Genomic DNA, 12,000 nt, shown 5'->3' on the forward strand with positions numbered 1-12,000 from the left:
TTTCGGGCGTGAGCCGCCGGGGACGGGCGCGCTCACTCCCGCATGCCAACGAAGCCGACCGGTTTGCCGGCTTCGCAGTTGAATCGTCCGTTTGCGCTAGAGAGTCTGATCCATGGCCGATGTCATCGTTGAGCAAGGTCGCCTCGCCGGTTCCGCTCGCTCCCGAAAAGGTACGAGCCTGCGCAATCTGCTTGGCCGGAAATCGACCATGGCGTTCCTGCTGACGCTGCCGCTGATCCTCCTGATCGCGCTGCTCGTGCTCTATCCCGCGTTCTATTCCCTCTATCTGGCGACGCTGAACAAGGCGATGACCAAATTCGTCGGCCTCGGCAATTTCACCTTCCTGTTCAAGCGCGAAACGTTCTGGATGGTGGTGAAACAATCCTGCATCTTCGCGATCACCGCCGTGGTCTTCAAGGCGCTGATCGGCTTCATCGTCGCGCATTTCGTCCACAACATTCCCGGCAAGAAGCAGCGCAAATGGCGCGGCATGCTGCTGGTGCCCTGGGTCATTCCGCCGGCGATGAGCACGCTGGCCTGGCTGTGGCTGTTCGACCCCTCCTACAGCGCCTTCAACTACACGCTCTCGTTCTTCGGTGTCGGCCCGATCCCCTGGCTCGGGGAGACCTTCTGGGCGCGCTTCTCCGTCATCCTCGTCAACGTCTGGTACGGCGCGCCGTTCTTCCTGATCATGTACCTGGCCGCGCTCAAATCGGTCCCCGACCAGCTTTACGAGGCCGCCGCGATCGACGGCGCCAACTGGTGGCAGAAGATCTGGTACGTCACGCTGCCGATGATGCGCAACATCATCGCCATCACGACGCTGTTCTCCCTGATCGTGACCTTCGCCAATTTCGACATCGTGCGCATCCTGACCTCGGGCGGCCCGCTGGATACGACGCATCTGTTCGCCACCTGGGCGTTCCAGGTCGGCATCCAGAGCAGCGACATTCCGCTCGGCGCCTGCGTCTCGCTGTTCATGGTGCCGATCCTCGCCGTCGCGGCGATCTTCATCCTGCGCGACGTCAGCAAACGTGGGAACGAAGCCTGATGAGCACGCTGGCGATCGACAAGGCTGGACCAACCCGCAAGCTCGGCAGCATGAGCCGGGACCGCGCCTGGGCGCTGCGCTGGTCCTATTTCTTCCTGGTGCTGTTTGCGATCTTCTTCCTGACGCCGCCGGTCTACATGGTGATCACCTCGCTGAAGAGCAGCGCGGAGATTTCGGCGGCGACCAATCCGTGGTGGGTGTTTCATCCCACCCTGTCGAACTATGTCGAGCTATTGACCTCAAACCAGTTTCTGCGCTTCTTCTGGAACTCGTCGATCATCTCGATCGTGGTCGTCTTCGTGACTATGCTGATCAGCATCCCCGCGGCGTTTGCATTGGCCCGGATGAAGTTCTGGGGCTCGGCGACGCTCGCGACAGGCGTCTTCCTCACCTATTTGATCCCGGACAGCCTGCTGTTCATTCCGCTGTTCAAGATGCTGGCGGTGATCCAGGACTTCACGGGCATTACGCTGCTGAACCGGTGGTACGTGCTGGTTTTCATCTATCCGACCCTGACCGTGCCGTTCTGCACCTGGATCATGATCGGCTATTTCGCCTCGATCCCGAAAGAGCTCGACGAGGCCGCGATCATCGACGGTGCTTCCTGGCTGCAGACCCTGTTGCGGATCTTCATTCCGGTGGCGCTGCCCGGCCTCATCGCGGCGACGATCTTCGCCTTCACCGTGTCCTGGGCCCAGTTCCTCTATCCGCTCGTGTTCACGACATCGGTCGACCAGCTGGTGCTGCCGGTCGGCATCACCACGACGCTGATCAAGGGCGACGTCTTCAACTGGGGGCAGATCATGACCGGCGCGCTGCTCGGCGCGGCGCGCGCCACTGATCATCTACGCCTTCCTGATGGACTACTACATAGCCGGCCTGACCGCCGGCGCGACGAAGGGCTGAAATCGAGGGGTTGAAGTGCAATGGCCGACGTTTCCCTGCGTAAGGTGATCAAGCGTTATGACGATGTCGAAGCGGTGCGCGGCATCGATCTCGATATCGCGGACCATGAGTTCATCGTGCTGGTCGGCCCCTCCGGCTGCGGCAAGTCCACCACGCTGCGCATGATCGCGGGCCTCGAGGACATCAGCGACGGCGACATCATGATCGGCGGCGACGTCGTCAACGACGTGCCGCCGAAGGATCGCGACATCGCCATGGTGTTCCAGAATTACGCGCTCTACCCCCACATGACGGTCGCCGAGAACATGTCGTTCGGGCTGCGGCTGAAGCACTATCCCAAGGCCGAGATCAAGGCGCGGGTGACGGAAGCTGCCCGCCTGCTCGACATCACCGACCTGATCGACCGCAAGCCGAAGCAGCTCTCCGGCGGCCAGCGACAGCGCGTCGCAATGGGGCGCGCCATCGTGCGTAATCCAAAGGTCTTCCTGTTCGACGAGCCGCTGTCCAATCTCGACGCCAAGCTGCGCGTGCAGATGCGGATCGAGATCAAGAAAGTGCACCAGAAGGTCCGCACCACGACTGTCTACGTCACGCACGATCAGGTCGAGGCGATGACCCTGGCCGACCGCGTGGTGGTGATGAACAAGGGGCGGATCGAGCAGATCGGCACGCCCAACGAACTCTACCACAAGCCGGCCACGCGCTTCGTCGCAGGCTTCATCGGCTCGCCCGCCATGAACTTCATCCCGTGCCGGCTGGAAGATGCCGCCGGCACGCTCCGGATCCGCCTGACCGACCGCATTGCCTTTGCGCTGCCGCCGGCCCGCGCCGCGCGTTACAACACGCTGCCACGCACCGACAAGCTGCTGCTCGGCATCCGCCCCGAGCATCTCACCGAGGCGCGCGCGCATCTGGATCCCGGCGTCGAGACCTTCGACACCGTGCTCGACGTCACCGAGCCGATGGGAATGGAGACGCTGGTGTATTTCGGGCTCGACGGCACGCCGGTCTGCGGCCGCGTCAATCCCGGTGCCGGCGCCAAGGACGGGGCACCCATGCGTTTGGCGATGGACCTCAACAACATGCACCTGCTAAACGAGGAGACCGGCGTCGTGCTGTGACGCCGGCTCGAGAAACGCGAGCAGGCGGGGAGCGATGGCGACCAACAAGAAGAAGATTTTCGTTACACAGACTTTGTCGCAAGGGGCACGCGCCCTCCTCACCCAGCGGGACGATATCGAGCTCGTCGAATTTCCGAACCTGATCTCCGCCGGGGATTTCGAGGCTCTGCTGAAGAGCCATGCGCCGGTTCATGGCGTCGCGCTCGGCGCCACCGCCTTCGGGGAGACCGAGCTCGAAGCGGCCAAGGACATGAAGGTGGTGACCCGCATCGGCGTCGGCTACGACGCGGTCGACGTATCAGCCCTGTCGCGTCGCAAGGTGCCGCTGATGGTGGCCGGCAGCGCGAACTCGCCGTCGGTCGCGGAAGCGGCGCTGTTCATGATGCTGACCTTGGCCAAGCGCGCCAACGAGTTGCACGCATGCGTCAAGGACGGCAAATGGGCTGGGCGCCTCGCCATGCTGCCGTTCGATCTCTACGGCAAGACGGTCCTCATCATCGGCTTCGGCCGCATCGGCACCCGCACCGCCAAACGCTGCCAGGCGATGGAAATGAACGTGCAGGTCTACGATCCCTACAAGGGAGCCGCCGACATCAAGGCTGCCGGTTGCGAGCCGGTCACCGATCTCGACGCGGCGCTCTCCAACGCCGACTTCGTCACAATCCACTGCCCGAAGACGCCTGAGACCGTCGGCCTGTTCGACGCTGACAGGATCGGCCGGATGAAGCCGAGATCCTATCTCATCAACACCGCGCGGGGCGGCATCGTGAAGGAAGCCGCGCTGTACGACGCACTCGTCTCCGGCAAGCTCGCCGGCGCCGGCATCGACGTGTTCGAGGTTGAACCGCCGCCCGTCAGCAATCCGCTGTTCGCCCTGCCCAACGTCATCATCGCCCCGCATGTTGCCGGGGTCACGGTCGAGGCCGTGAGCCGCATGAGCGAGCAGACCGCGCGCAACATCCTGAGTGTGCTGGACGGCGACCCCATCAGGCAGAACGTCATCAATCAGGACGTGCTCAGTTGAATTGAATCCGAAAGGCGGCCGATTTGCCCGCCTTCGGATGGCCAGAATGCGTCCCATTTTGGTGCAGATGAGGCCCCAACTCAGCCTTAATCGAACCCGCGTAATGTATCCGGCCGCGGCGGCAGTGGGACGGAGTTTGCCGGCCGCGTCGAGCTGGAGGATGGACCCTTGTCAGAGATCGACCCGACTGACCACGCGCTGGCGACCATCGCCAGCATTTTGGAGCACCCCGAGTCGACCCTGGTCGTCCGCGAAACCGAGACCATCCGCGAGACGGAGATCGTCGTCGTCGGTGAGCACGCGGCCGTTGAAGACCATCCTATGGTCGACGAGCATCCCATGGTCGACGAGCATCCGATGGTCGAGGAGCAGCCGCTGGTCCCCGACCACACCGACGCGGACGGCTACAGCAAGGTCGGCCCCGGCCCCATGGTGGCGATCCGGCTGAAATGGACGGTTCATCGCGGCGACGATGGCCAGTATTACGTTCACGAGACCATCGGCGAACAGTCCACTCCCGTGATCAGCGGCCCGATGTCGAGCGAAGCCGCTGTGCGTTTCGTGGACGAGCACGAGGACGAAGCGCATCGGCGGTTCGAAGCTCTGCGCAGCGAGATCGCCGGCCGCAGCTCCCTCGCCGATTACGAGCGCAAGGGCGAGGCGTAATTACTTCCGGCCCAGGAAATCCTTCTTCACGAGTTCGACGCCCGCGTGCCGCAGCAGGTCGTACGCGGTCGTGACGTGAAAGAAGAACTGCGGGACGCTGTTGGTCAGCAGCAGCGTCCGCCCGGTGAAGGGCAGCTCGGTTCCGTTCTTCAGCTTGAAGAAAACCTTCAACTCCGCGGCCGCATCGATCTCGGCGCGCGGCAGGCTTTCAATGAATTCGATTGAGGTTGCAATCCGCGCCTGAAGCCCGGCCATGTCGTGCTCGAGCGGCGGCAGCGCGACCGGTTCGCACTGCGCCAGCAAGGCCGGAGCCACCGTGGCATGACGGCAGGCTTCGCCGACCTGCTGCGCCAGATCGTACATGTTCGGCGCCAGCCGCATCCCGAGCAGGACCGCCGGATTGAACTTGCGGGTTTCGGCATAGGCAACGCCCTTGTCCAGCAGGACAGACAGGTTGCGCAGGTAAGGCACGAAGAGGCCGACCGAGGCCTCATACATCGAGATCGCCACGCCAAAATCCTTTCAGTTCCGCCTCGCCAGAAACTTGCATCTGGTCTAAATCCACGTCTGAAGAAGCTGTACAATGACAGCTCGGGCATGGGTGGAAAAGAGATGATCGTTCGAATCTTCGCAACGTTGGCCGTTGCGCTCCTGGCAAACGTCTCGGCTTACGCGCAGCAGCCGGCCTCCTCGCGGCTCGACGAGATCATCAAGCGCGGCACGTTGCGCGTCGGCATGACCGGCGACTACAAGCCCTTCACCTATCTGGACAAGGCCACCCAGCAGTTCTCCGGCTTCGACGTCGACATGGCAGAGGCGCTGGGCAAGGCGCTCGGCGTCAAGGTCGAATTCGTGCCCACGGCCTGGCCGAAGCTGATGAAGGATTTCGAGGCCGACCAGTTCGACATCGCGATGGGCGGCATCTCGGTGACGCTCGACCGCCAGAAGAAAGGCTACTTCACAGTGCCGATCATGCGCGAGGGAAAGACGCCGATCGCGCGCTGCGCCGACACCGCCAAGTACCAGACGCTCGCCGACATCGACAAGAAGGGCACCCGAATCATCGTCAATCCCGGCGGCACCAATGAGCGTTTCGCGCGCGCCAACGTCAAAGACGCCGACATTACCGTGTTCCCCGACAATACAGCGATCTTTGATGAGATCGCCAAGGGCAATGCCGACCTGATGATGACGGATGCCTCCGAGACCCGCTATCAGCAGAAGCAGCATCAAGGCGTGCTCTGCGCCGTGCATCCCGACAAGCCGTTCGACTTCTCCGAGAAAGCCTACTGGCTCCAGCGCGACGTGGCACTGAAGGCCTTCGTCGACGAGTGGCTGCACATCTCCATGGAGGACGGCAGCTACAAGAAGATCTATGCCGCCTGGTTCGACTAAGCCGCGTCATGGCGTGGCTTGCCCCGGCCACTCTCGGGATATTGAACCCCGAACCTGATGCGGACGACTCATACGGTAACAGTGATCTAGATCACTTTTCGCGGTCGGACCGGCGCGTATTGCCGGGTGCGCGGACCACCTGTTCGGGAGATGGAAATGAGGAAGCTGTTGGCGACGGCTGCATTCCTTTTGGCGAGCACCGCTGCGCAGGCGCAGTACACCTTCGAATATGGCGGGCGCACCATCCGCCTCGATCCCGAGCGCGGCACGGTGCAAATTCCCGGCGTGTACGACAACACCGGCCAAGGCAAGCCCAGGAAGGCCAAGAACGACGCCAGGAACGACGCCAAGAACGATACAAAGAACGATACAAAGAACGATACAAAGAACGATACAAAGAACGACACGAAGGGAAGCCCGAAAGCCGAACCGCAGGCTCCTCAGCAGGCCAAGGTCGATCCACAGACGTCAGCTGCACCGGCGCCGGCCCCCGCTCCTGCCGCCGCCCCGCCCACACCGGAGCAAACGTCCGCGCCACCTGCTCCCGCAGCCGCAGCGGCGCCTCCGGCTCCGCCGCCCCCAGCGCCTCCGCCTCCGGCAGCAAGCGCCAGCACCGCTCCGGCCGAAGATGCGATGGTGCCGCCGCCTCAACCGGCGCCGAGTGCGGCGCCGGCGGTGGCCGCTGTGCCGTCCGCGCCGCCTCCGCCGCCTCCGCCGCCTGCGCCGGCTCCCGTTCAGGCCGCGGCTGTCGCGCCGCCGGCGCCAGCCGCCGCGCCCGCGCGCGAGCTCAATTCACCGGTCGGCGTCTGGCTCACCGAGGAGAAGGAAGGCAAGGTCCGCATCGAGCAGTGCGGCACCAATCTCTGCGGCTATTCGGTCGACAGCAAGTCGAACCAGAATGGCGAACAGGTGCTGATCAACATGAAGCCCGGCAAGGACCAGAAATGGTCGGGCCGCATCCTCGATCCCAACAACGGTTCGACCTACGAGTCCACGATCTCGCTGAAGAGCGGCGACCGCCTGCACGTGCAGGGTTGCGCCTTCGGTGGCATGTTCTGCGGCGGCCAGACCTGGACGCGCGTGAACTAGGTTCAGGCGCGACGTTGCAAGGCAGACAAGGGGCCCGTGATCCGGGTCCCTTTTTGCTTTTCCGTGTCATGGTGTCGCGATGTGCGAGACCTCACGGAGCATCTCGCGTGACGACCCTCACATCGCCGGATCCCGCGCCCGTGACACGCTCCCGGCATGGTCAACACAGGGGCGTGCCATGAACGGACTTCGCAGGCGGTTCTTCGCTAGTGCTATCGCCATTCTTGTCCCGCTCACGCAGGCGGCTGCTGCGGGCTCGACCTTCGACGGCGCATGGAATGTGCGCATCTCGTCATCGAGCGGCACCTGCGGTAACGGCGCGACGGTCGCGATCGGAATCAGCAACGGCCAGATCGCCTCGAGCAGCGCCGCGGTGACGGCGTCAGGCCGCGTCGCGGACGCCGGGAGCATCAACGTCACCTTAAGCACCGGCATCAAGCACGCCGTGGGCTCAGGCCGGCTCAGCGGCACCACAGGCTCCGGCACATGGCATGGTGCCATGTGCTCGGGCACGTGGACCGCGGAGCGGATATAGGCCGGCTGCCGCGTTAACCGAGCGCTGCGCCGTACTCGGCGTCGGTGACCGGCTCGAGCCAGGTCGAATAGACGCCGTCGAGCGCTTCCTGCATGGCGATGTGGCACATGCTGTTGCCCGGCGAGGCGCCGTGCCAGTGCACTTCATTCGGCGGAATCCAGACGGTATCGCCCGGGCGGATCTCCTTGACCGGGCCGCCCTTGGTCTGGACGCGGCCAACGCCGGAAATCACGTAGAGCGTTTGCCCGAGCGGATGGTGATGCCAGTTGGTGCGGGCGCCAGGCTCGAACGAGACGCGCGAGACGTTCAGCCGCGCCGGCGCGGGCGCCATGTTGATGGGGTCTTGCAACACGGTGCCGGTGAAGTTTTCCTTGGGCGCGCGGCGGGTCGGCCGCGCACCTGCGAGGGTGATGTCCATGGGGCTCCTCGTTTCCTGTTACTTCTTGCTGGCGGCGTAGCGCGCCTTGGTCTCGGCATTCATGGGATAGAGGCCCGGCAGCACCGCGCCGTTGTTCACCTCGTTGACGATCCAGGCTTCCATCCGTTCCTGCTCGACGCCCTCGTTGAGCACGTGATCGAGCATCGCCGCCGGGATCAGGACGCAGCCGTCCTGGTCGGCGACGACGATGTCGTTCGGGAACACGGCGACCCCGCCGCAGCCGATCGGCTCACCCCAGCCGACGAAAGTGAGACCCGCAACCGACGGCGGCGCGGCATAGCCGTCGCACCAGACCGGCAAATTGGTGCCGAGCACGCCTTCGACGTCCCGCACCACGCCGTCGGTGACGAGCGCGGTAACGCCGCGCTTGACCATGCGTGCGCAGAGGATGTCGCCGAAGATGCCGGCGTCGGTGATGCCCATGGCGTCGACCACGGCGATGCAGCCTTCCGGCATCGCCTCGATCGCGGTGCGGGTCGAGATCGGCGACGACCAGGATTCCGGCGTCGCCAGATCCTCGCGCGCCGGCACGAAGCGCAGCGTGAAAGCCGGTCCGACCAGCCGCGGCAGGCCCGGGCGCAGCGGACGCGCACCGCGCATCCAGACATTCCGCAGGCCCTTCTTCAGCAGGACCGTAGTGATGGTGGCGGTGGTGATGCCGGCGAGGGTCTTGCGGGCTTCGGGGGACAGCGACATGGACGAGAACGAGCTCCGAGATGCGGGAAAGAACGCGCGCATCTTGCGAGCCGGGAGCTGGCCGTCAAGGGCCAAGAACGCGGCCCTGCTGGCCTTTATACGCCGCGATAACAAGGCTTTATCGACACCCCCGGAATTAATTTATTGGACTTGCGGACGCATTTACGCGAAGCAATGGCATTGCGGAACTCAAGGCTGAGCCCGCTTTTCTCAAGACCGATTTCGAGAGGTCATGGCCGCGACGCTCCCCCCGCCCCGCCTCCTTCCCAGTGGCGACAGTGCCGTCACGGTCGAGTTCAGCCGCACCATCGACGACGCCGCCAACGAGCGCGTGCTCGCGCTCGACAAGGCGCTCGCATCAAGCCCCATCGAGGGCATCTCCGAGACGATCCCGACCTATCGCTCGCTGCTGGTGCATTACGATCCCGGCAAGATCGGCTTTGACGCGCTCGGCGAAAAGATCCTGGCGATCGCCTGCCGACCGCTGCCGCCGGCAAGCAAGACGCGGCGCTGGCGCATTCCCGTCGCCTATGGTGGCGAGCACGGCATCGACCTCGAGGATGTCGCGAAAGCACTGAACACCACGCCGGACGACATCGTCGCCCGTCACGTCGGCGGCGACTATCGCGTCGCCATGATCGGCTTCACGCCAGGTTGGTCCTATCTCAGCGGCCTCGACAAATCCCTGCACATGTCGCGACGCCAAAGTCCCCGGCTGTTCACGCCGGCAGGCACGATCTCGATCGGAGGCATCCAGGCCGGCATCCAGTGTCTGGCGGCGCCCAGCGGCTGGCACCTGCTCGGCCGCACGCCGGTGCGAACCTATCAACTCCAGCGCAACCCGACCTTCCTCACCGAACCCGGCGATCGCGTGACTTTTTTTGCCATCGACCACAAGACGTTCGAGGAGCAGGATCGTGCCGCGGAAGCCGGCGCGATCATCGCCGAGCGGGTGGACGCATGAGCCGGCTCGTCGTCGCCAGCATCGGGCCTGCAAGCTCCGTCCAGGACGGCGGACGACGCGGCGCGCAGCGCTATGGCCTGACGGTCAGCGGTGCGATGGACCTGTTAGCGCTGGCCGCCGCGAACACGCTTGTCGGCAACGAGCCGTTTGCGGCCGCGGTCGAGATCGGCCCGTTCGGCGCGACGTTCACGGCCAGGGATGGCGCCGTGCGCGTCGGGATATCAGGTGCGCCACGCCCGGCGGACGTTGCCGGGCGGCCCGTGGCCATGGACAGCTCAGTCACGCTGAAGGACGGCGAGATGCTCGCGCTGGGCTTTGCCCGCGGCGGTGCCTTCACGTATCTCGCGATCGAAGGCGCCATCAAAGGCGAGCCGGTATTCGGCAGCCTCGCGGTGAATGCCCGCGCTGGCCTCGGCAGCCCCTATCCGCGCCCGCTCCAGGCCGGCGACGAGTTCTCGGTCGATGCCGCGAGCGGCGCGCCGGAGTTACGGATCGAATTGCCAAAGCCGGTCAGCGGCCCGATCCGCGTCGTGCTGGGTCCACAGGACGACGAATTCGATGATGCCAACAAGGCGTTGTTCCTCGACAGCGAGTGGAAGGTCTCGGCGACGTCGGATCGCATGGGCTACCGGCTCGAAGGCCCCGCCATCAAGCATCTGCACGGCCACAACATCGTCTCCGACGGCACCGTCAACGGCAGCATCCAGGTGCCCGGCAACGGCGCGCCGATCGCGCTGATGATGGATCGCGGCACATCAGGTGGTTATCCCAAGATCGCAACCGTGATCACGGCCGATGTCGGCCGCCTCGCTCAGACTTCGGCGGGCACGGCGTTCCATTTCAAGGCGGTCACCATCGCTGAGGCGCAGGACGAGGCGCGCAAGTTTCAACAGCTGATCCGCAACCTGCCCGATCGCTTGCGCCCTTCCGACGCGGTCGAGCTCAACATCGAGGCGCTGAGCGATGCCAACGTCGCGGGCTATGCGGTGAGTGCCATGGATGCCGGGACCTGGCAGGTCGCGGCGGAGCCTTAGACAACAAGACCAAAGGCGGAGAACAACCATGAAGACGATCGATCTCAATTGCGACCTCGGCGAAGGATTTGGCGCGTGGGAGATGGGCAACGACGCCGCCATGATCGAGGTCGCAAGCTCGGTCAACGTCGCCTGCGGCTTCCATGCCGGCGACCCCGACATCATGCGGCGGACGGTTGAGCTGGCGAAAGCGCGCGGCGTCTCGGTCGGCGCACATCCTGGCTATCGCGACCTGCACGGTTTTGGCCGGCATCCGATCGCGGGCCTCAGATCATCCGAGATCGAGAACCTCGTCGCCTACCAGATCGGCGCGCTGCAGGCGATCGCGACCGCGGCCGGTCACAAGGTGACGCATGTGAAGGCGCATGGCGCACTGTCGAATGTCGCCTGCGAGGACGACATGACGGCGAAGGCAATTGCCGCCGGCATCAGGGCGGTCGATCCCAGCCTCATTTTCGTCGTGCTCGCCAATTCAAAGCTGGTGAAGGCAGGCGAAGACGCCAACCTGCCGATGGTGCATGAGGTGTTTGCCGACCGTGCCTATGAGGACGACGGCAATCTCGTCTCGCGCAAGAAGCCAGGCGCGGTGCTGCACGATGCGAAGGCAATCGCCGAGCGCGTGGTGCGCATGGTGCAGGATGGCGCGGTGGTCTCCGTCACCGGCAAGGTCATCAAGATGCGCATGGACACGGTATGCATCCACGGCGATACGCACGGGGCCGTCGACATCGCACGCGGCCTGCGGCAGGCGTTGAAGGATGCGGGGATCGAGGTCGCGCCGTTCAAGCGCGGGGCGTGATCAGAACGGGTGCACCGACAGCGTGCCGAAGACCAACACCGCGATGATCGCGCAAGCGCCATAGATCCCGATGTGATGCACGCTTGCCGCGGGTCTGCGCGAGAGCGAACGCGCATAAAGGTGAAGCCTGGCTTCCGCCGACAATTCCCGGATGGTCGATTTCCAACGCACCATGCGGCGAGTATGAACGATCGAGCACGACGACTGTAAGATCATTGCGCAAATAGCGATGGAAGCGCCTTTTTGCGCTGTTTCGCGGTCGGAAATTCTCTGTATCCGCG

The 12,000-nt window shown here is 64.3% G+C and carries 14 protein-coding genes and 1 pseudogene; 11 read left to right on the top strand and 4 right to left on the bottom strand.

Going from position 1 to position 12,000, the window contains the following annotated elements:
• Positions 1–112: 112 nt before the first annotated feature.
• The 5 genes and pseudogenes from ACVIIW_RS27470 to ACVIIW_RS27490 all read left to right on the top strand — a co-directional run bounded on the left by ACVIIW_RS27470 (position 113) and on the right by ACVIIW_RS27490 (position 4,768).
• A complete protein-coding gene (locus ACVIIW_RS27470) occupies positions 113–1,051 on the top strand; it encodes a carbohydrate ABC transporter permease (RefSeq protein ID WP_456703600.1) in 939 nt (312 codons plus the stop codon).
• Positions 1,051–1,957: pseudogene (locus ACVIIW_RS27475) on the top strand (carbohydrate ABC transporter permease). The gene ACVIIW_RS27470 and the pseudogene ACVIIW_RS27475 overlap by 1 nt, the downstream one beginning before the upstream one ends.
• A 20-nt stretch (positions 1,958–1,977) precedes the next feature.
• Positions 1,978–3,078, top strand: a complete 1,101-nt coding sequence (locus ACVIIW_RS27480; protein WP_456703601.1) for an ABC transporter ATP-binding protein — start codon at positions 1,978–1,980, stop codon at positions 3,076–3,078.
• A gap of 34 nt (positions 3,079–3,112) precedes the next feature.
• Complete coding sequence (locus ACVIIW_RS27485) at positions 3,113–4,102, top strand: hydroxyacid dehydrogenase (RefSeq protein ID WP_456703602.1); 990 nt, start codon at positions 3,113–3,115, stop codon at positions 4,100–4,102.
• Positions 4,103–4,270: 168 nt separating this feature from the next.
• Positions 4,271–4,768 carry a hypothetical protein gene (locus ACVIIW_RS27490; RefSeq protein WP_456703603.1) on the top strand — a complete coding sequence of 166 codons (498 nt, stop codon included), beginning with the start codon at positions 4,271–4,273 and terminating at the stop codon, positions 4,766–4,768.
• Here ACVIIW_RS27490 and ACVIIW_RS27495 read toward each other — a convergent pair whose 3' ends face one another.
• Positions 4,769–5,266, bottom strand: coding sequence for a DUF1993 domain-containing protein (locus tag ACVIIW_RS27495; protein ID WP_456705284.1), 498 nt, complete (start codon positions 5,264–5,266; stop codon positions 4,769–4,771).
• 114 nt (positions 5,267–5,380) lie between these two features.
• Between ACVIIW_RS27495 and ACVIIW_RS27500 the strand changes: the two genes are divergently transcribed.
• The 3 genes from ACVIIW_RS27500 (at position 5,381) to ACVIIW_RS27510 (ending at position 7,787) form a co-directional block, all read left to right on the top strand.
• A complete protein-coding gene (locus tag ACVIIW_RS27500; protein ID WP_456703604.1) occupies positions 5,381–6,163 on the top strand; it encodes a transporter substrate-binding domain-containing protein in 783 nt (260 codons plus the stop codon).
• A gap of 156 nt (positions 6,164–6,319) precedes the next feature.
• A complete protein-coding gene (locus ACVIIW_RS27505) occupies positions 6,320–7,252 on the top strand; it encodes a DUF2147 domain-containing protein (RefSeq protein WP_456703605.1) in 933 nt (310 codons plus the stop codon).
• A gap of 178 nt (positions 7,253–7,430) precedes the next feature.
• On the top strand, positions 7,431–7,787 hold the full coding sequence (locus ACVIIW_RS27510; protein WP_456703606.1) for a hypothetical protein: 357 nt from the start codon (positions 7,431–7,433) through the stop codon (positions 7,785–7,787).
• 13 nt (positions 7,788–7,800) lie between these two features.
• Here the strand turns inward: ACVIIW_RS27510 and ACVIIW_RS27515 are convergent, their stop codons facing one another.
• Together ACVIIW_RS27515 and ACVIIW_RS27520 are read right to left on the bottom strand one after the other, a co-directional pair.
• On the bottom strand, positions 7,801–8,205 hold the full coding sequence (locus ACVIIW_RS27515) for a (R)-mandelonitrile lyase (protein ID WP_092237153.1): 405 nt from the start codon (positions 8,203–8,205) through the stop codon (positions 7,801–7,803).
• 18 nt (positions 8,206–8,223) lie between these two features.
• Positions 8,224–8,922, bottom strand: a complete 699-nt coding sequence (locus tag ACVIIW_RS27520) for a ribonuclease activity regulator RraA (RefSeq protein WP_456703607.1) — start codon at positions 8,920–8,922, stop codon at positions 8,224–8,226.
• A gap of 232 nt (positions 8,923–9,154) precedes the next feature.
• Between ACVIIW_RS27520 and pxpB the strand changes: the two genes are divergently transcribed.
• From pxpB to ACVIIW_RS27535, 3 genes are read left to right on the top strand one after another with little or no spacing between them, the layout of a single operon-like run.
• A complete protein-coding gene (pxpB, locus tag ACVIIW_RS27525; RefSeq protein WP_456703608.1) occupies positions 9,155–9,886 on the top strand; it encodes a 5-oxoprolinase subunit PxpB in 732 nt (243 codons plus the stop codon).
• Entirely contained in the window at positions 9,883–10,920 is a 1,038-nt protein-coding gene (locus ACVIIW_RS27530; RefSeq protein ID WP_456703609.1) for a 5-oxoprolinase subunit C family protein, read from the top strand. Before pxpB ends, ACVIIW_RS27530 begins: the two co-directional genes overlap by 4 nt.
• Before the next feature lie 28 nt (positions 10,921–10,948).
• Positions 10,949–11,719, top strand: coding sequence for a LamB/YcsF family protein (locus tag ACVIIW_RS27535; RefSeq protein ID WP_456703610.1), 771 nt, complete (start codon positions 10,949–10,951; stop codon positions 11,717–11,719).
• On the opposite strand, the gene ACVIIW_RS27540 is transcribed toward ACVIIW_RS27535, so the two are convergent.
• On the bottom strand, positions 11,720–11,893 hold the full coding sequence (locus tag ACVIIW_RS27540; protein WP_456703611.1) for a hypothetical protein: 174 nt from the start codon (positions 11,891–11,893) through the stop codon (positions 11,720–11,722).
• Positions 11,894–12,000: the final 107 nt, after the last annotated feature.

The sequence above is a fragment of the Bradyrhizobium sp. USDA 4449 genome (genome assembly GCF_054056275.1).

Bases quoted from the DNA above. Each gene is read 5' to 3' on its own strand.
- ACVIIW_RS27470 (WP_456703600.1), top strand. From the start codon at position 113: ATGGCCGATGTCATCGTTGAGCAAGGTCGCCTCGCCGGTTCCGCTCGC.
- ACVIIW_RS27480 (WP_456703601.1), top strand. From the start codon at position 1,978: ATGGCCGACGTTTCCCTGCGTAAGGTGATCAAGCGTTATGACGATGTC.
- ACVIIW_RS27485 (WP_456703602.1), top strand. From the start codon at position 3,113: ATGGCGACCAACAAGAAGAAGATTTTCGTTACACAGACTTTGTCGCAA.
- ACVIIW_RS27495 (WP_456705284.1), bottom strand. From the start codon at position 5,266: ATGTATGAGGCCTCGGTCGGCCTCTTCGTGCCTTACCTGCGCAACCTG.
- ACVIIW_RS27500 (WP_456703604.1), top strand. From the start codon at position 5,381: ATGATCGTTCGAATCTTCGCAACGTTGGCCGTTGCGCTCCTGGCAAAC.
- ACVIIW_RS27505 (WP_456703605.1), top strand. From the start codon at position 6,320: ATGAGGAAGCTGTTGGCGACGGCTGCATTCCTTTTGGCGAGCACCGCT.
- ACVIIW_RS27510 (WP_456703606.1), top strand. From the start codon at position 7,431: ATGAACGGACTTCGCAGGCGGTTCTTCGCTAGTGCTATCGCCATTCTT.
- ACVIIW_RS27515 (WP_092237153.1), bottom strand. From the start codon at position 8,205: ATGGACATCACCCTCGCAGGTGCGCGGCCGACCCGCCGCGCGCCCAAG.
- ACVIIW_RS27520 (WP_456703607.1), bottom strand. From the start codon at position 8,922: ATGTCGCTGTCCCCCGAAGCCCGCAAGACCCTCGCCGGCATCACCACC.
- pxpB (WP_456703608.1), top strand. From the start codon at position 9,155: ATGGCCGCGACGCTCCCCCCGCCCCGCCTCCTTCCCAGTGGCGACAGT.
- ACVIIW_RS27530 (WP_456703609.1), top strand. From the start codon at position 9,883: ATGAGCCGGCTCGTCGTCGCCAGCATCGGGCCTGCAAGCTCCGTCCAG.
- ACVIIW_RS27535 (WP_456703610.1), top strand. From the start codon at position 10,949: ATGAAGACGATCGATCTCAATTGCGACCTCGGCGAAGGATTTGGCGCG.
- ACVIIW_RS27540 (WP_456703611.1), bottom strand. From the start codon at position 11,893: ATGGTGCGTTGGAAATCGACCATCCGGGAATTGTCGGCGGAAGCCAGG.